Source organism: Chitinophaga sp. sic0106 (assembly GCF_019219075.1).
Taxonomy (GTDB): Bacteria; Bacteroidota; Bacteroidia; order Chitinophagales; family Chitinophagaceae; genus Chitinophaga.
The window spans coordinates 386,065-405,280 of sequence record NZ_JAHUWJ010000003.1 but is presented as its reverse complement, the minus strand read 5'-3'; the positions used below and the strand labels follow the sequence as shown (position 1 = coordinate 405,280).

The window sequence follows — 19,216 nt, the reverse complement described above, 5'->3', positions numbered from 1 at the left end:
TCGCTGCGGTCTTTCACCACAACGGGATAATCCTACCGTAGAGCCGCAATGCTTGCGGCTCCTTGCTGCGATCCTTCTCTAGAGCGGGATTTTAGCGAGGAGCCGCAAGCATTGCGGCTCTACAGGGTTACCTACGGCGCTATTTTTGCAACCATTTGCATCTTTCCTTAATAATTGTTAATTTGACAATTATTTCCACGCCGTATGAAAAAATTACTGATCATAGCTGCTACCCTGTGCAGCAGCGTTACCTATGCGCAATCGCCCAAAGCGGCCGCTTTTCCACTGAGTGCCGTTCACATCACCAACGGGCCTTTCCTCGATGCCCGCCGTACGGATGAACAATACATTTTATCGCTTGATGCCGACCGCCTGCTGGCGCCATTCCTCCGTGAAGCAGGCCTGCCGGTTAAAAAGGAGAGTTATGGTAACTGGGAAAAAGATGGACTGGACGGGCATATTGGCGGCCATTACTTGTCTGCGCTCGCGCTGATGTATGCCAGCACCGGCGATCAGGTATTCCAGCAAAAGTTGCAGCATATGCTGGATCAGCTGGAGCTTTGCCAGCAGGCTAACAAAAACGGCTATATCGGCGGCGTACCCAACGGTATAGCCATGTGGGAGGAAGTGGCCAAAGGCAATGTAGGTGCGGTAAAGCAACGCTGGGTGCCCTGGTACAATGTACATAAAACCTATAGCGGCCTGCTGGATGCCTACCGCGTTACCGGGTCAGTACAAGCCTTGCGCCTGCTCACGGGTATGTGCAAATGGGCGATGGACCTGACCGCCCACCTCTCTGATGCACAAATGCAGGAAATGTTACAGGTGGAACATGGAGGCATGAATGAAATATTTGCCGCCATGGCGCAGGTAACCGGTAACCAGCAGTACATGCAGCTGGCACGGCGTTTTTCTCATAACGCCATTTATGAACCACTGCATCAACATACAGATAAGCTCACCGGGCTGCATGCCAATACACAAATACCAAAAGTAATTGGGTTTATGGAGATAGGCATGGTAGCAGGGGATACGGCCATGTCCAATGCAGCAGCGTTCTTTTGGCACACGGTAGTGGATAAACGAAGTGTAGCCTTCGGCGGCAACAGCGTGCGGGAACACTTTAACCCGGTAAATAATTTCACGACCATGCTGGAAAGCAGGGAAGGCCCTGAAACCTGCAACAGCTATAATATGCTGAAGCTCACAAAAATGCTGTTTCTACAACAACCCCAAAGCAGCTATATGGACTACTACGAGCGTACTTTATACAATCATATTTTATCCTCGCAACATCCAAATGGCGGCTTTGTGTATTTTACCCCAATCCGCCCTATGCATTACCGCGTGCACTCCAAGAGCCAGGAATGCTTCTGGTGCTGTGTAGGCACAGGATTAGAAAACCACGCTAAGTACGGTGAAATGATTTACGCACACGACGCCGGGAACTTGTATGTAAACCTGTTCATCGCCTCCGGCGTAAGCTGGAAGGAAAAAGGTGTGAAGCTGACGCAGCAAACAAATTTCCCATTCGAGGCAAGCACACAGTTTGTAGTTACAGTAGCCAAACGTCAGGCATTCACATTGAAAATCAGGAAACCATCCTGGCTGCGTGAGCAACCAGTGGTACAAATAAACAACCGGCCGGTAGCTGTTACTACAGGGGAAGATGGTTATCTCACTATAAACAGAACCTGGGCAAACAATGACAAAGTTACCATGGCCCTCCCCATGCACACCCGCCTGGAACCCTTGCCGGATGGGAGTCGCTGGGCAGCCCTGGTACATGGACCTATTGTGCTGGCTGCATCCGATACGGCATACCTCAATACCACCTCCGATGACAGCAGATGGGGACATATCGCCAATGGCAAACTGCAGCCGCTGGAAAATGCGCCTATGCTCATGACGGAAAATATCAATGTGGAATTGCAGCCAGGAAAAAATCCGATGGAATTTACCGCCAGCCATCTCATCTGGCAAAATGAATATAAACAACTCCTGCTCAAACCATTTTTCCAGGTGCAGGATGCCCGCTACGTCATGTACTGGCCTTATGGTAACCAGGCCGATATCAATAAACTGCAACAAACACTGGCCGTGAAAAGCGCCGCCAAAGAAGCCATTGAAGCCGCCACCCTCGATGTGGTACACCTGGGCGAACAACAGCCGGAATCGGATCATCAATTGCAAACCGATGGCACAGCGCCCGGATTGTACGAATGGCAACACTACCGCCACGGCAAAGGCTGGTTCAGCATAGTCCTCAACAATAAAAATCAACAGGCTAAAACCTTGCTGGTAAAATACCTCAGTGATGAGAAAGAAAATGTATTCACCATCGCTATCAATGGCCGCAACCTGAAAGAAGTAATGACAGAAAAAGACGAAACGCCCACCCTGCACCAGGTGCAGCTGACCCTACCTGAAAATACTTCACAGGTAAAGGTACAGATCACTGCTGCACGTAAAGGAAATATGGGCAAAATAGGAGAAGTCAGGTTATTGGGAGATATTACGCAAACGGCTATACGTTAAAATGGCACATCAGTTACTGCGGCTCATTTTCACTACGATTTACTAGTTATATTTACGCAATCGTTCCCGATTACGATTGCGTAAATAAATGCTTATCAGGTGTACCAAAGCACCTGATAAGTTTCTTAATTTCTGAGTAAATCTTACGTTATGAAAAATTGTTTACTCGCAGTTATTTGCCTGCTGTTAACCTGCATGGCAAATGCGCAGACGGTGCTATATGTATCACCGTCGGGAAGTGCATCTAACCCGGGCACTTCCATCAGCGCTCCCACCACCCTCGTAAATGCCATTGCCACTATTGGCGCCGGTGGAACCATTTACCTCCGCGGCGGAACCTATAGTATTTCCGCTTCGGTAGTAATTCCTGACACCAACAATGGTACTTCCTCTGCCCGCAAAAGCATTGTCGCCTACAGTGGTGAAGTACCCGTGCTGGACTTCAGCGCCATGGCCACCGCCGATGCCAACCGAGGACTGGTATTGGATGGCGACTACTGGAACATTACCGGCATCACCATCAGCGGTGCAGGTGATAATGGTATGTTGCTGTCCGGTAACAACAACACCATCACTAACTGTATCTTTAAAAAGAACAAGGATACAGGCTTGCAACTGAGTCGCTACAAAACAAGCAACACCACACTGAGCAGCTGGCCGAGCAATAACCTCATCGTTAATTGCGAAGCATTCGACAACCAGGACCCCGGCAACGAAAACGCCGATGGCTTTGCCGCCAAGCTCACCTGCGGCACCGGTAACATCTTCCGCAATTGCATCTCCCACCATAATATTGATGATGGATGGGACTTTTACGCCAAAGATGAAACTGGTCCCATTGGCCCGGTAACATTGGAAGGCTGCATCGCCTACAGCAATGGCGCCCTCAGTACCGGCAGTACTTCCGGCAGCGGTGATAAAAATGGTTTTAAACTGGGCGGCTCCGGTATCGCGGTGAACCACATCGTGCGCCGATGCATCGCTTTCGGAAACGGCCACCATGGCTTCACCGATAACGATAACCCCGGAAATATTGAAGTCACCAACAATACCAGTTACAACAATGCAGAATCCAATTTCAATTTCCGTACCGGCGCCACCGCCACTTTCAGAAACAATATTTCGCTGAGTGCAGGTTCCAGCGATAAATCCAATGGTACTGAAATAGGCAGCACCAATGTGTGGTGGAAAAATAACGTTAGCACCAACAGCGGTGGTAAAGTAATCAGTGCGGCCGACTTTCTCAGTGTATCCGGCACCGTTACCCGTGCTTCCGATGGCACACCGCAGCTGGGCAACCTGTTTGCCCTGGCCAGCGGCAGCGATATGATCGATGCCGGTGTTACCTCCACCGGTATTACCTACAGCGGCTCCGCACCAGATCTGGGGGCACGCGAGTCCAGCGGCGGTACCACTACCAGTTATACACTTACCACCACTGCTACACCTTCTGCAGGCGGGTCGGTAAGCAGGTCGCCCAACAGCAGCAGCTACACTGCCGGTACAGTAGTAACCCTCACTGCCACCCCGGCATCCGGCTATACCTTCACCGGATGGACGGGCAGCACTACTTCTTCTAACGCTACCATCACCGTTACGATGGATGCCAATAAATCACTGACGGCTAACTTTACCACTTCTACCGGTACCACCTATACGCTTACCACCAACGTAACGCCAAGCGGCGGTGGCACCGTAAGCAGGAGCCCTAATGCTTCTTCCTATGCGGCGGGCACGGCAGTAACGTTAACGGCTACACCGGCATCAGGCTACACGTTCTCCGGCTGGAGCGGTGGCGCTTCCGGCAGTTCCGCCACCACTACTGTTACCATTAATGCCAACACTACGGTAACGGCTGCATTTAATACCTCCGGGTCGTCCACTACCTTGCGCATCGACGATGCAGCATCGGCTTCCGGTGGCTATTGCAGCGCGGATGGCAGCAGGCAAAATTCCTATACAGGTGCATACGGTGGTTACTATATTAACTTATCCAACTCCGCTTCCAAAGGCGTAAACTACGCTGTAAATGTGAGTGCAGCAGGTACCTACACGCTGAAATGGGGTTATTCCAATGGCGGCAATACCGTGTCCACCACAGCAAGAGTGCTGGTAAATGGTGCGGTGGCTGTCAGCAATGTGCAGTTCCCGAAAACCATCAGCTGGACTACCTGGAGTACCACTGGTACGGTTAACGTTACACTGGCAGCGGGCAATAATACCATCCGCCTGGAAACGACCGAATCCACTGAGTTTGCAATTATCGACTGGATGGAAGTTACCGGTGCCGGCGTAGCTGCAGGCTCCTGCGGATCTTCACTGGCTAAGCTGAGTACCGATGCTGTTTCCGGCATAAATGCTACCATCTACCCTAATCCGGCAGCATCCAATGCTACACTGAATTATACTAATCCCAAACTGGGATTGGTATGGGTAGGCATATACGGTACCAATGGTGTGCTTATACGGACGGTACAAAATAAAGTAATGCCGGCAGGTCAGCATCAGCTGCCATTACCGGCTGCCAGCCTGCATGCTGGCAGTTATGTAGTGCGGTTGTTAATGCATCAGCAAACGGAAAGCGTTCGGTTGATCAAACAATAAATAAAAGGAGGATGTGTCAATAGAAAAGGAACGTCCTGAAAATTACCTGAACAACTGCCTGAATCCATCAGGTACCCGAATAAAAAGTGGGTGTATCAGACTTTTGATACACCCACTTTTCTTGCTGGTATCGCCTATTGCAGAATAATCTTTCTGGCGATTTTGCTTTTTCGTACTTGTAGTAAAATGAAATAGGTGCCAGCCGGCTGGTTGGCTAAGTTAATCGTAGTTTGCCCTTGCAGGTTACCAAAGTAAACACAGTGCCCCTGTGCATTGTAAATCTGTGCAGGTACAATACCATCCTTAACTTGCAGACCTATAGTTATACGTTTATTTTCTGACGGGTTGGGCCATACTTTTACCTCTTCTCCCAACACAGCTTTATCAGTAGTATAGGCAGGTTTTTGCAGGGAGATGTAAGCGCTGCTGTCGGTAGCGAGCTGCTGTAACTCCGTTACATCCGCTGCCAGCATGTCCGGATACGTAAACGGATAATCGATGCGTGCCTGGTTAAACTGTGCTTCATAATCAGCCGTCCATCCAAAGGCGGTGGTAGCCTGCGACTTCAGATTCACCCCTGCTGCCCCGCTCCAGAAGTGCACAAATTCCCCGAAGTTTAAGTTTCTGCTGTAGATGTCATTGCGTTTGATGAAATACTGCGATAATAACTGGAAATAGTTTTTCAGCGCCGTGCTGTGCCCGTAGTTATTCCAGATAGGATAAAACCAGTCGCGGAACCAGTTGGTGTTAGCTCTCGGATAGCTATCGGTAGTAGCCATGGCGGAGTTATACCAGCGGGTAGCTTCTGCTGTCCATCCCAGGTTGTAATAGAGATCATACTGGTAAATCACGCACCATTTGCTATCGCCCCAGATGGGGAATGCAGGCGAGTTTTTTACACCAAATGCTGCACCTTCCACAATGTGGCCAATCTCATGAATGGTAGCATCCAGGTTCCAGCCGGTGTTGGATGTCCAGGGATTGCTCTGACCCAGGCAAATGGCATTGCGGTAATCCCTGTCAGCATCAATGTATGTAGCGGGACTACCACCACCATACTTATTTTGATGGAATACTGCGTATAGCCGTTTGTCACTGAAGCCGCCATACACCTGTTTGGTATACTTCCAGGCTTTGGATACGGTGGTATCCATCCAGTTGATGCTGCTGTTCATATCACTGTCGAAGTAGATGCCTACATCGCTGTCGGAGTACTTTTTAGTTACCACCTGGTTGTGTTCAAACCAGTGTTCCTGCCAGGTGAGCGGGAAATCGTTTGCTGGTGCGGTGATTTGTGCGCTGGTGGTATAGGCGGAGTTGCCGCTGCTGTTTTCCGCCCGTACGCGGTAATAGTAGCTGCCTCCGTTAAGGCCGGTATCGCGCAGCTGGGTGGTGTTGGCAGGCGCTACACGCAGCAGGCTCCAGGTGGTGTTGTTAGGGGAGCGCTCAATGCGCATGGCAGTTTCAGTGCTGGAGTTATCCGTCCAGTTAAGAATGATCTGGTTGCCGGAAACACCGGTGCCGCTGAGTGCAGAAGGGCCTGCGGGAATAAGCGGAGAGCCGGTACCGGTACCAAAAATTTCCCATTCTGCCAGCTGCACAATGGTGGCGCCGCTGTTGGCGGTAATGTTTAGCCTAAAATACGTGTAGGCGGTACTGTTAGAAAAATTGTACCTGAGCCGCTGCCAGCGATTGATGAAAACCTGGTTGGTGGCGGAGTGCAGTACCGTCCAGTTGGTACCGTCGTTAGAGCCTTCGAAGGTCCAGTTTTTAGGATCGCGGGTAACGGCATCGTTGGCGGAGGTGACTGCATAGGAAGTAACAACGGAGGATACGGGCGATTGATAGCGTACCCAGGTAGTAGCATTGAAGGTAAGGTACTTGCTGTAAATGTTATTGTCCGTGATTTTGGCATTACCTTCTACGCCTGTTACACTGTACTTGTCTGTAATAATGCCACCGGAAAAATCTGTAATGTCAGATTGTGCAAGTGCCGTACCTGTACTGGCTAGTAGCCATGCAAGTAGTGCTCCCGATAGAATTCTGTTCATGGTGTTTATTTTATGGTGAATGGATGAGGGAATATTACCACCCGGTGTTCTGTACCATCTCTTTGTCTATGTCTACTTCTGACTGCGGGATGGGGAACAGATAATGTTTTTTCAGGAACACCCTGGTTTCAAAGGGTACCACCTGGTAAAAGGCAGTGCCGTCAGCGGCTATGTTGAGGCCCATAGCAGGTCCGGCTTCTGTCTGATCTGCGATTTTCCAGCGGCGTACGTCGAAGTAGCGGGAGTTTTCGAAGGCCAGCTCCACGCGTCTTTCCTTGCGGATGGCGGTACGCATGGCTTCCTGTCCTGCAGGTGCTGCCAGTTCGGCCGTACCATAGGCCGGTATGCCTGCTCTGGTTCTTATTTCGTTGAGATAGGTAAGTATATCAGGATGGGCAGGGTCACTTTCATTCAGCGCTTCGATATAGTCGAGGTATACTTCGGCCAGCCGCAGGAGTACAAGTGTTCTGTTGCCTGCGTTTACATTACCTACAAACACATTCTTACGCACAATGTAGCCGGTAGGCGTATAGTCGTTGCCGCCTACTTTTTTGCCGGAGTTACCGGAGTATTCCGTAACAGTTTTAATGTTACCGTAACGGGTATACTGCCATATGCTGCCGTTGAAGGTGATGCCTACATAAAATCTGGGTTCGCGGTTGACCCACTGGTTATAGGTGCCGGCAGGAGCGAAGGTGGTGGCGGTAGCAGAAAAGCCGCTGTTCACATAGCCGGAGGCCGGATCATCGATAGAGCGGCCGTTGGCAGTAAAGTAGGCATCTACGATCGCTTGCGTGGCGCCGAGTCCGCCGCTGCCGCGTGCTTCACCGTTGCTACCACTGTGGTATGGAGTACGCTCGTATTGCAGCCAGGTAACGTTGCCGGGTACACGTGCATAAATCACTTCGGGATTCCAGTCGTCCAGCATCACATCCCGGCAGGAGAGGTAAGGGCTGTAAGTGCCATTTGTTTCATTCTTACGGTATAGTTTAAACTGTCCTGATTTCACAAATTCTTCGATGAACGCTTTTCCTGCATCGGCAGCTGCTTTCCATTTGGCGGGATCTGCCTGCTGACTGATCAGCTGTTTACCATCCTTATTTTTCAGTGCTGCATAGTCGGCATTACCATTGAATTGGGGGCTGGCGGCATACAATAACACTTTCTGTTTAAATGCCATCGCAATGGGGCGGTTGATGCGGCCCAGCTCATCACTGATACTGGTAGAAGGGAGGTCGGCGGCGGCTTTATCGAGTTCTGAAACCACAAATGCCACGCACTCGTCATAGCTGTTCCGGGGAAGCTGGATTTCATTGAATGCGGCATCCGGCGGAAGGATGGTTTCACCCAACAATACCACGGGGCCAAAGGTGCGCATCAGGTAAAAGTAATACATGGCACGCAGTGCTCTGGCTTCTGCACCGTATTGTTTGATATAGTTGGTGCCACAGTCGGCGCACTTATCGATGTTGGCAATAAAGTAGCTGGCGCTGCTGATGCCCTGGTAGTAGCTGGACCAGAAGGACTTCACGAACCCGGAGGTGGGGTCCCACCCGCCGATGTTCATGCTGTTGGAGGTAACAAAGCCCCATACAAATTCCGCTTCATCGCTGGCGCCGGTCCAGGGGCCGGCGTTGTTGTTATTGACATATCGCTGGCTGAATTCATCCGGTATGCGGGAGTATACGTTAGCCAGAAATTTATCGACCGTATTTTTTCTGCTGAAAGTTTCCTGGAGCGTAAGGCGGTCGTCCGGAACCTGGTCCAGGAAGCCTTTCTGGCAGGAGCTGGCCAGTAATGCGCCGGTGATCAGTGTCAGATATATTTTCTTCATAAAATAGTCGCTTTTGAATAATTAAAACTGGAGATTGATGCCGGCGGAAAACGTAGTGATATTCGGATAGGCGCCACCGTTAGATGTACTCATTTCCACATCCCAGAGTTTGAAATCGCTGAATGTAAGCAGGTTGAAGCCGGTCATATAAATCTTTCCGCTGGTGATGCCCACCTTGCGGAGGTATTGCTGTGGCAGCAGGTAGCCCAGTTCGGCGGATTTAAGGCGGATATAACTCATGTCCTTCACCCACCAGCTGCTGGGCAGGGTGTTGTTGTAGTTGTCGGCCTGACCAAAGGCGAGGCGTGGATAAAACACATCCTGGCTGGGGTTTTCCGGCGTCCATCTGTCGGTAGCAATGGCGTAGATGTTGCTCACGCCACCATCGCCGTTAAACGGCATGATGCCTCTGCCGGAGAGTTGTACATCTGCTTTTGCCTGGCCCTGGAAAAAGGCGCTCATATAAAACTGTTTGTAGCTGAGGTTGAGGCCAAAGCCGTACACGATGGCGGGCACGTCGCCACGGCCAATCTGCTGCTGATCGTAGGCATCAATTTTTCCGTCGCCGTTGAGGTCGCGGTAGCGGATATCACCAGGTAATACTTTCGCTCCTTCCGGTTTGGCGCTCTTGGCGATCTCGTCGTCGCTGGTGAACAGGCCTTCGGCTACGTAGCCATAACGGGCAAGGATATTGGTACCACGTTTATCCATCCATGGGTATTTGGGGATGGGCTGATCGTTTTCTATTACTTTGTCTTTGTTGTAGGTGAAGTTGCCCATCAGGCTGATGCCCAGGTTGCCGATTTTGGTAGTGTATTCCAGGTTAGCGTCCAGTCCTTTGTTATCTACTACGCCGAGGTTGCCCCATGGGTTGTTGATAAGGCCTACGAATGATGGTACGGCGCCGCGTTGCAGGAATATACCGGTACGGTGTTCCCGGAAGAGGTCCACGGTGAGCGACAGCTGTTCATTAAACAGGCGGAGGTCCATACCGAGGTCCATTTTACGTGCGGTGGACCAGGTAACATCCACGGCGTAATCGCTCACGTTGATGCCGGTGATGCCGCTGCGGTTGGAACCGAAGGTGTAGCCGGTGGCGCCTTCATTGAGCAGGGTGAGGTAGGCAAAGCGGCGGGCGTTATCGCCACTGCCGAGTAAGCCGCTACCTACGTTACCATCCGAGAAGCGGAACTTCAGGAACGGAATGGTATTTTTTATGCCATTGAAAAATGGTTCGTTGGATACTACCCATCCCAGGCCCCATGCGGGAAACAGGCCGTAACGCTGGGTAGGTGCGAAGTTTTCCGAGCCATTGTAACCGGCATTTCCTTCCACAAAGTAGCGGTCGTTCCAGGAGTAGGTAACCCTTGCGGCTATACCGCGTGTACGATAAGGAATGCTGCGGGTGAAGTCGCCCGCAAACGGGTTCAGGTAATCGCTTTGGTTATAGAGTAACAACCCGCTTACGCGATGTTTACCAAATGCGCTGTCGTAGTTGAGGGATGTTTCCGTATAAAAGCGCCGGTTGCCGGAGCGGTTGGCGTTGTAGCTGAGGTAGTTGGTTCCCTGGTAGGTTCTTACGAGGTTGAGTGAACCATCAGCTTTATATGGTGTGGCAGGATCGGGCACGTAGGTATCTTCCCGTTTGAGTCGCGCCAGTACGTTACCACTGTAGGCGTCAAAAGCAAACATGCTGGTGAAGCTGAGGCCGGGTATAATAAATCGCAGGTCCTGTGTAAGCCTGATATTGGAATAGAGTTGATTTTTGAATTCGTTGGTGTATCCTCTGCGGGTCACGTCTGCATAGGGGTTGCGCTGATCCCCGTTGGGGTTGCGGCCTGGCACAAAGTTGCCGGGGTAGAGGATAGGGTATTCCACCGGTGGTACCAGTAATGCCTGTTCAAAGATATTGGAGGAGCTGATGCTGATGTTGCCGTTACCATCGATGGCGGTGGCGCCGCCGGGATAGTTACCGTTGGAGATGTATCCCTGCAGGCCCAGGTCGATGGTGGTGGTGGGTGTTACCCGCATATTCAGGTTGCTGGTGAAGTTATACCGGCGGTATTTGATGGCCTGGTTATATTTCACGAGGTCGGTGGTTTTGAATAAGCCTTTTTCATCGTAGTATCCGAGGGATACATAGTATTTAGCGTTGTTGCTGCCGCCGCTGATGTTGAGGTTGGCCCTGCGGTTGCGACCTGTGTTGTTAAAGATGGCATCGATCCAGTCTACGTTGGGGTAGAGGTTGGGGTCGGTGTTGTCTTCAGTATTTTTAATATAGTCGGCGGTGTATTTAGGATTATATCCTCTGGTGGTGAGTGCTTCGTTGGCCAGTTTCATATAGGTAACGCCATCGGCCATATCGGGTACTTTGGTAAACCTGGTGATGCCTTCGTTATAGTCGAGGTTGATCCTGGGTTTACCGGATTTTCCGGATCTTGTTTTCACGATGATAACGCCGTTGGCGCCGCGCACGCCATATACGGCGGTGGCGGAGGCATCTTTTAGTATGGTGAAGGATTCCACGTCCTGGGGATCGATGTTGGAGAGCGCACGTTCCACGCCATCCACGAGTACGAGTGGGCGTGTGGAGCCGCTGGTGAAGGTGGAGATGCCTCTGATCCAGATGTCGCCATCGTCGTGACCGGGCTCACCGCTGCGTTGTACGGCTACTATACCGGATATTCTGCCTGCCAGTACGGTGGAGAGGTTGGCGACGGGTTGTTTGAGGTCGGCCACTTTAATGGATGACTGAGCCCCTACGAGACTGATTTTTCTTTGTTGCCCGAAGCCTACTACCACTACTTCGTTCATGTTGCCTTCTTTGGCTTCGAGGATAATTTCCAGTTCCACGGAATTGTTGATGGATACTACCTGCGCGTTAAAGCCGATGTAGGATACTTCCAGGCTGCCTTTGGGGTTGGCGTTGATGGTAAAGTGGCCATCGGCGCCCGAGGTGGTGCCCCTGTTAGTGCCGGCTACACGAATGGTGGCGCCGGGCACCGGCTTACCGGCTTTATCCCTGATGATCCCGTTGATACGTGTATCCGTTTGCGTTACATTTTGCGGGAGCGGGGCGGCAGTTGCAGCATGCAGCTGGCTGGCTGCTACTGTAATGCACAGCGGGGTAAGGCAAAGGGTTACCGCGCGGGAGAGGGCATGCCGCCTCCCGGTACATGATGTGTTATTCATGACGTTACGATTTAGATATGCGATTGATATTGGTTGTGTCTGGGACTGTCTGATGTTTTTCTTACAGGTACAGCACTTTCATACGTTCTATTGCGAATATTGTTTTTTGCGCCAGAGAGAGGGCCATTCGGCCCTCTCTCTGGCGTGAATGAACGGGTGCCGAAGGCACCCGTTCATTCACGCCCTAAAATCAGATATTTGTTGGCCGATCTGGAAATCTGGTTGATATTGAATATACTTATGTAAGTTTTGCTGATTGCTGATCTTCTTTCTTGCTAAATCGATTTTCTAAAGCAGGAAAATAGTTCGTTATTCCAATTGACGGCTAAATTACACAACAGCTGTGATACAAGCTGTTAACAGATATCCAAGGAAATGTAAACAATTGCCAATGAACCTTAAATGAAATGTAAACGCCCTTTTGCCAACAGATTAAAAGCTGCATATTGCTGGCTTTTGAGCAGGCTATTATTGTACCGCAGATATATGTATATCAACCAAATGCGACACCAGTTTAAGATCTACATCATTACCGCTGTCATCTGTTTTGTGGCATTGGTATTAACTCAGTTCCTGCTGCTGTATAATACCTATGAACTACTGAACGACCGCTACTCCATGGATAAAGAGTACGATATACACCAACTGTATACCCGTTCTATTGCCAACGACCTGTTTTTTCCGGGAGGAGAAAAAATCCTGCACGCACACGTGGATACGGCGTTTCCGCGATTGCAGCAATTGTATAAAACGGATACGGTGGCCTTTGCACAGTATGCGGCAGCGTTATCCTATCGCATATTGATAGACCTACATGACGCCGGTACGCGTACCCGGGTATTCGACAGTATCTGTCATCTCCTGAAAATAAAAGAACAGCTGACCTACACGATACTGGTGCATGAACTGGCAGTTACGTTTGACGGGAAAAAATATCTCCCGTTATATAAACCTGCCACCATGCGCCCCCTACTGCCGGCAGGTATGCAAAGTAATACCGGAATCAGGCTGGCAGGTAACATGGAAACAGCTGCCAATAATAATATCATTGCCGCCATCGCCGTGAGTGATCCCAAGCCTAATACCCTGCTGGTCCGTTTTTCCATGCATGCTGACCCGGCCAACAGAAGAGCGATTGTGCTGGGGCAAATGCGCTATACCATCCTGCCATCACTGTGTACTGTGCTGGCCATCGTGATCCTGTTTGTAATCCTGGTAAGGCGTTGGAAGAAACAAAAACGCCTGTCGGAAATGAAATCCGATTTTATCGACAATATCACGCATGAACTGAATACGCCGCTTACCACCATTATCATGGCCACCCTCAACCTCAAACACACTAAAGTACCCGATCCGGGAATCGGCAGTCTGGCCGCAGTAATCGAGCGGCAATCGCGCAGACTCCAACTGCTCGTTGGAAAGATGCTGGAGATGACGGTGGAAAATAAACTGCTCACAGAAAAGATGGTGCAGGATGTAAACACCCTGGTAAGCGATATTGTAGCGAACTATACGGTGCAGCAACACCGCAGTATTCACCTCGACCTGCCGGATCATCCGCTATGCATTGAAACCGATAGCTTTCACTTTACCACCCTCCTCCAAAATCTGATCGACAATGCAATGAAATATAACCTCCAGGATCATAAATTAGTGCACATTAATGTAGCAGAATCTGGTAAAAACGCAATTTTGTCTGTGGCCGACAACGGTATCGGTATGAGCAGAAGTACTATTGAAAAAATATTTGAGAAATATTACCGGGCCAGCACCCCGGATGATTTAAACATCACGGGACTGGGCATAGGCCTTTATTTTGTACAACAGTGCGTGAGAGCACACAACTGGCAAATCGATGTATTCAGCACACCCGGCTATGGCAGCCGGTTTGTGATCACCATTCCGTTAAATTCCTGTCCATGAAAACGCAAATTCTATTAATTGAAGACGAAACAGACCTGGGTAATATGGTGATGCAATACCTGACGCTGTGCAACTTTGCTGTAACCCTTGCCCCGGATGCAACAGCAGCCATGAAATCGGCCGCTGACCATCATTTTCACATGGCCCTCATTGATGTAAACCTCCCCGGCATGGATGGTTTTTCCCTGGCAAAGCAATTGCAAATGCTGCAACCTGCGCTGCCATTTCTTTTTCTTACTGCCCGTAACCAAAAGCAAGACCGGCTTACAGGCCTGCAACTCGGTGCAGACGATTACATCGTAAAACCCTTTGATGCGGAAGAACTGGTGCTGCGGATGCATAACATCATCCGCCGCAGCAACAAAGCTACCATCGAAGAAAAAGTGATCGCTATCGGGCATACCACCTACAATAAAGATACCTACATTCTACAGGTACCCGATGAAGATGAAATACAGCTCACCGCCCGCGAACATGACCTGCTGCTGTATTTTTTTCAGCATCCCAACAAGGTGCTCAACCGGGAAGACATACTGGCCACCGTATGGGGCAGTAACGATTATGTATTGCGCCGTAGCCTGGATGTATTTGTTTCACGCTTCCGAAAGTATTTTGCAAAAAATCCGAATGTGGAAATCAAGAATGTATATGGGGTAGGTTTCCTTTTCAATATCCGTTAGCCACGCTAAAATCCTATCAGTAATTGAACGGATAGTTATACGGCAATGCTGTAGCTTTATCCGCTATACTGATCTGAATTCCATTATGAAAAAACGCGTAACCGCAGCATTGCTGCGGATGATATTACCCTTCCTGTGCATCACTCTACATGCAAATGCACAGCAATGGGTGTCTTTAAATTCCAACGGTAAACTCCAATACGATACTACCTCACGCGGCGACCGCATCATGGATTTTTCCTATGCCGGCTACAAAGGTGGCGGGGTAGCTATCCCGGATGTTCCCGTTCGTATGTTTGTCCGCCCGGGCAATGCCAATGATGCAGCGGCTATACAATCGGCCATCGATGCTGTTTCCAGGCTGCCTCTGGTCAACGGCTTCCGTGGTGCAGTGCTGCTGGCACCCGGTGATTATTACTGCGATCAGACCATTTTATTGCATAGCAGCGGGGTAGTACTCAAAGGCAGCGGAAGCAGCAAGCAAGGCACCAGGCTGCAACTCACCGGACAGCCACATGTGGCGGTAGCCTTGCGGGGAAAACCCGTATATACCAAAACCAGTGTAGCCGTTAAGGTTACCATGGCGTATGTGCCGGCAGGTACTAATCTAATAACGGTGGACCAGCCAGCGATTTTTAATCAGGGAGATACGGTTCGGATTACCAAACCTGTGACACCGGAATGGGTACAGTTCATGGGCATGCACGACCTGGTACGCGATGGTAAGCAACAGACATGGATAAACGGAGAGCTAACGCTTGACCGTATTATTACAGCCATCACTGGTAATACACTATTCCTGGATGTGCCGCTCACCGATAGTTATGATGCGCAATACGGTGCTACTGTGGTAGAACGCATCAGCACCAGTGGTGAAATAGTAAACTGTGGTATTTCCGGTTTCCGCATTATATCCCCTACGCAAACAGGTACCATTAACGACCGCCATCACCAGGCTTTCCATATCAGTGGTATCACAGATGCCTGGGCCAGGGATATCCAGGCTTACAATACCATTAACAGCATCAGTGTAACCGGTCGGCGTGTTACGCTGGACAGGATCAGCATTATGCACGACACAGTAACCACCGGCGCAGCCAAGCCCGCCGATATCAATGCCAGCGGTCCGCAGTTATTGGTACAGCGTTGTTATATCAAAGGCAGCAATGTGTTTTACATCGCTACCGGTGCCAAGGCTACCGGACCTATCGTGATCCTTGATTGCACCTTTGAAGGTGGCGGATGGATACAGCCACATCAGCGTTGGGCCACCGGTATGCTCGTGGATAATTGCAGTGTGCCCGGAGGAGGAATCGAATATATGAACCGTGGTTCCATGGGCTCTGGTCATGGCTGGTCCATCGGATGGTCGGTAGTGTGGAACAGTACAGCTAAAAGTTTTTTGAACCAGCAGCCTCCGGGGAGTATGAACTGGATGATCGGGTGTATCGGGGAGCAGCGGCAGGAAGCCCGTCCGTTTGGCAAGTTTCCGATGTTGCCATCGGGAATAATTGTATCACAAGGTAAGCGTGTGTGGCCTGAAAGTCTTTACCGTGCGCAGTTACAAGAAAGAAATACTACACAAAAAAAACAGCGTCACAAAGCTTTGTGACGCTGTTTTAAAAATGATGGGTTAGTAGTTATGTAGCAAAGGTAACAATTCTAACTGTACACTCACACCTTTATCTTCATTATACCATTGTTGTAATGAAATTTTCATTTGTTCGAAATCGGCTTTCTCGTGTTTTAGCCGGTCGTACAACGTTTGGCATCCTGCCGGGCGAGGTCCCCAAACGGCTAAATCTTTTCCGGCAGCATCGCGCATCACCAGTTTGGGAATTGATTTGGAAGTACCATTGGTGAGATATTGATCTATCAGAAACGGTGGTGCATCGCGCAGCTGATATTCCGTTGTGATCAGCGGATTCAACGCAGCAATCAGGTGGAAGAACGGTACCAGGTGCGATGCATCGCCGCACCAGGGCTCCGTGATAATGATCCAGTGCTGCGGTTGTGTAATGCTTTTCACCGCAGCAATGATATCTTCCGATAGCTTACCTGTTTTGAGCCAGCGCGACTGCCTGGACCAGTTCAGTTTTGTATAATTCAGGTAATCCGGGTTGTCGTATGGCGGCGCAGGTGCCGGGTTGTGTAAAATATTATGAAACTCCTGCTCATAAGCTTGAAAATCCATGACACATTTTCTTTTGTAGGTCAATGGTACTGAATTAATTTGAAATGAGGTGGGAATTTTCAGTAGCGTCGCAATGCTTGCGACTCCTCGCGAAAATTTCCGCTAAAATCAATCGCTTAAATCCTGCTAAGGAGCAGGATTTAAGCGATGAGCCGTAAGCATTACTGCCCTACAGTTTATTATACTTAATCGATAAATGTCCCAACCTGCACGCCGCCGTTGCACTATAGGTACCACCGGTGGCCGCAGTACCGGAGCCCACTATTTTATCCGCCATGCGGATGCGGATATACAACTGATCGAGGTTAGAAGCAGCTGCCGGCAGCTGTATATTCACCTGCTTAAATCCCGCTACCTGCGTGAGCAGGGTGTTGGTCCAGTTGGCTACATCCTGGAAGGTAAAGGTACCTGCTGGCGTCCAGTTACTGTTGTTGGAAGAATATTCTATCACAAAATTACGCGGCCCGCCAGGGTCTACATTACCATCCAGCTGCAGGGAGAGTGGCTGCGTAATTCCTTTGGACGATACTTCTATGGCCCAATATTCACCGCTGTTGGTGGTAGTATTCCACCAGCCTTTGGTACCCCATCCACCATTGGCTACGTTACCTTTATTGGTAGTAGGCTCCTGGAGCAGATTATTGTAATCTACAGTAGTGTAAATGCCGTTGGCGGTAAAGTCCATGCTCTTGCGGGAGCTGTGATATAATCTGCCTGTTCCATTGTCCGGCGTTAATGGATTTTGTGTGGCCGTAGGTGTGGCCTGAAATTCGGTTTTAAAACGGGTCCATTCCACGAGTACATTCGAAAATCCGTTGCTGCGTTCCGCATTCAGCGCTATGTCTTCCAAACGCAAATGACGCAAACTATATTTCCCGATATTACCGCCATAACGGTCGTAGCCCTCGCTTACGAGAATGCCCGCTATCGTTCCGGAGCCCTGTGGCAAACCTTTCCCGTCTCTGCGGTAGGATACATCCAGGTTGGTGAGCAGGTACATGCTGTTGCCCTGTATATCACGAATGCTTGCAGGATAACAATCCATCCGTGCCGTATATCCTTCGTTGATATTCGTATAGGCGCCATAGGGAATGGAGAACTCTACATCTTTCAGTTTCACGTAGGTATACAAATCGTTATCAGTCAGTTCGGAAATATACTTTTCTTTTGGCTTTAACACAGTAACACCCACATCTTTCTGCATCACCTGCGAAATTCCCACACCGGAAATAATACTTCGGCCCGGATTGCTGAGCTTTTGCAGGGTAGTGCCTTTCAGGTGTATTTTCACTTTATCGTTGAAGTTGAAAATGTTTTCACCAGCGGTATTCATTTTGAGATATAAACCGCTGCTGCCATCGGTGCTTTGAACATATACAGCCACGCTGTTGCCGGTTTTATCCACCACGTGTTTGTTCGAAGCTGCGTTCAGATTTTGCGCCACATTAGGATGCCCTTTGTCGGATACTACTACACCTTCCAGATAAATATTTTCATTGATTACACCGGCAGCCAGGCTTTTAATATAGCTGACGTCCTTGCCCACCGCACCTTCGAAACTGATACCCGCCTTCTGTCTGATTTTGATGGAATCTTTGGTGGTGGTACCCAGTGCATCCAGGTAGCTAAGGGTGAGTACGGCTACACGATCTGCGGAGAGCTTGTTGGTGTCGGCATGGAAGTACAGGTAACCCTCCTTAATCTCTAGCTGTGATATCCAGTTGCTGCCGGAGGAGTCGTACCGGTATACTGCTGTTTGCAACTCCAGTGGCACATTGGTAGTGATGCCTGTGCGGTACAGGCCACCGTTGGCAATTGCCTGTGAGGTGGTATCGGCAATGGCGAGGGTAGGCACCAGCCCGCGTTGCTGAATTTGCACGGTATCGGTATGTCCATCGCTTTTGATCAGCAACTTCACCGCACGTGGCAGCGCAGTGCTGTTATCCGTAGCTTCTGCAATAAAATAATTTTTGCCGTGCCCGGAATTTTGTTTCAGCAAAATCCAGGGCGTTTCTGTAACAGGTGTCACCTGCCAGTCGCCATCCGCATACACGATCACTTTGGTGGTGTCGGCAGTGGCGGCAATCCTGACAATGCGACTGTCAACTGCCAGCGGTGTGCTGAACTGCACATTTTCCAGCTTGCGGCAACAGAGGAATAATAAACATCCTAAAAGGATATATAGGTAGCGAGTCATGAT

At 49.9% G+C, this 19,216-nt stretch carries 10 protein-coding genes; 5 read left to right on the top strand and 5 right to left on the bottom strand.

Features of this window, described 5'->3' with window-relative positions:
• The first annotated feature begins 204 nt into the window (after positions 1 to 204).
• Both KW844_RS06620 and KW844_RS06615 read left to right on the top strand, forming a co-directional pair.
• The gene (locus KW844_RS06620) at positions 205 to 2,538 is read left to right on the top strand and encodes a glycoside hydrolase family 127 protein (protein WP_218375926.1); all 2,334 of its coding nucleotides are present in this window, start codon (positions 205 to 207) and stop codon (positions 2,536 to 2,538) included.
• A 150-nt stretch (positions 2,539 to 2,688) separates the two neighbouring features.
• Positions 2,689 to 5,142, top strand: coding sequence for a right-handed parallel beta-helix repeat-containing protein (locus KW844_RS06615; RefSeq protein ID WP_218375925.1), 2,454 nt, complete (start codon positions 2,689 to 2,691; stop codon positions 5,140 to 5,142).
• 134 nt (positions 5,143 to 5,276) lie between these two features.
• Here the strand turns inward: KW844_RS06615 and KW844_RS06610 are convergent, their stop codons facing one another.
• The 3 genes from KW844_RS06610 to KW844_RS06600 are packed head-to-tail and all read right to left on the bottom strand — an operon-like array spanning position 5,277 to position 12,219.
• A complete protein-coding gene (locus KW844_RS06610; protein WP_218375924.1) occupies positions 5,277 to 7,193 on the bottom strand; it encodes a T9SS type A sorting domain-containing protein in 1,917 nt (638 codons plus the stop codon).
• A gap of 34 nt (positions 7,194 to 7,227) precedes the next feature.
• On the bottom strand, positions 7,228 to 9,027 hold the full coding sequence (locus KW844_RS06605; RefSeq protein WP_218375923.1) for a RagB/SusD family nutrient uptake outer membrane protein: 1,800 nt from the start codon (positions 9,025 to 9,027) through the stop codon (positions 7,228 to 7,230).
• A 21-nt stretch (positions 9,028 to 9,048) separates the two neighbouring features.
• Positions 9,049 to 12,219 carry a TonB-dependent receptor gene (locus KW844_RS06600; protein WP_218375922.1) on the bottom strand — a complete coding sequence of 1,057 codons (3,171 nt, stop codon included), beginning with the start codon at positions 12,217 to 12,219 and terminating at the stop codon, positions 9,049 to 9,051.
• 486 nt (positions 12,220 to 12,705) lie between these two features.
• On the opposite strand from KW844_RS06600, the gene KW844_RS06595 reads away from it, so the two are divergent.
• The 3 genes from KW844_RS06595 (at position 12,706) to KW844_RS06585 (ending at position 16,434) form a co-directional block, all read left to right on the top strand.
• Positions 12,706 to 14,142 carry a sensor histidine kinase KdpD gene (locus KW844_RS06595; protein ID WP_218375921.1) on the top strand — a complete coding sequence of 479 codons (1,437 nt, stop codon included), beginning with the start codon at positions 12,706 to 12,708 and terminating at the stop codon, positions 14,140 to 14,142.
• Complete coding sequence (locus KW844_RS06590) at positions 14,139 to 14,822, top strand: response regulator transcription factor (protein WP_218375920.1); 684 nt, start codon at positions 14,139 to 14,141, stop codon at positions 14,820 to 14,822. Before KW844_RS06595 ends, KW844_RS06590 begins: the two co-directional genes overlap by 4 nt.
• 85 nt (positions 14,823 to 14,907) lie before the next feature.
• Positions 14,908 to 16,434 (top strand): hypothetical protein, encoded by a 1,527-nt coding sequence (locus KW844_RS06585; protein WP_218375919.1) that lies wholly within the window; start codon positions 14,908 to 14,910, stop codon positions 16,432 to 16,434.
• Positions 16,435 to 16,455: 21 nt separating this feature from the next.
• Here the strand turns inward: KW844_RS06585 and KW844_RS06580 are convergent, their stop codons facing one another.
• Together KW844_RS06580 and KW844_RS06575 are read right to left on the bottom strand one after the other, a co-directional pair.
• Positions 16,456 to 17,016 (bottom strand): thioredoxin family protein, encoded by a 561-nt coding sequence (locus KW844_RS06580; protein ID WP_218375918.1) that lies wholly within the window; start codon positions 17,014 to 17,016, stop codon positions 16,456 to 16,458.
• Between the two features lie 169 nt (positions 17,017 to 17,185).
• Positions 17,186 to 19,213 carry a DUF5689 domain-containing protein gene (locus KW844_RS06575; RefSeq protein WP_218375917.1) on the bottom strand — a complete coding sequence of 676 codons (2,028 nt, stop codon included), beginning with the start codon at positions 19,211 to 19,213 and terminating at the stop codon, positions 17,186 to 17,188.
• Positions 19,214 to 19,216: the final 3 nt, after the last annotated feature.

Coding starts and splice junctions, on each gene's coding strand:
- KW844_RS06575 (WP_218375917.1), bottom strand. CDS start 19,213: ATGACTCGCTACCTATATATCCTTTTAGGATGTTTATTATTCCTCTGT.
- KW844_RS06615 (WP_218375925.1), top strand. CDS start 2,689: ATGAAAAATTGTTTACTCGCAGTTATTTGCCTGCTGTTAACCTGCATG.
- KW844_RS06620 (WP_218375926.1), top strand. CDS start 205: ATGAAAAAATTACTGATCATAGCTGCTACCCTGTGCAGCAGCGTTACC.
- KW844_RS06605 (WP_218375923.1), bottom strand. CDS start 9,027: ATGAAGAAAATATATCTGACACTGATCACCGGCGCATTACTGGCCAGC.
- KW844_RS06580 (WP_218375918.1), bottom strand. CDS start 17,016: ATGGATTTTCAAGCTTATGAGCAGGAGTTTCATAATATTTTACACAAC.
- KW844_RS06585 (WP_218375919.1), top strand. CDS start 14,908: ATGAAAAAACGCGTAACCGCAGCATTGCTGCGGATGATATTACCCTTC.
- KW844_RS06610 (WP_218375924.1), bottom strand. CDS start 7,193: ATGAACAGAATTCTATCGGGAGCACTACTTGCATGGCTACTAGCCAGT.
- KW844_RS06600 (WP_218375922.1), bottom strand. CDS start 12,219: ATGAATAACACATCATGTACCGGGAGGCGGCATGCCCTCTCCCGCGCG.
- KW844_RS06590 (WP_218375920.1), top strand. CDS start 14,139: ATGAAAACGCAAATTCTATTAATTGAAGACGAAACAGACCTGGGTAAT.
- KW844_RS06595 (WP_218375921.1), top strand. CDS start 12,706: ATGTATATCAACCAAATGCGACACCAGTTTAAGATCTACATCATTACC.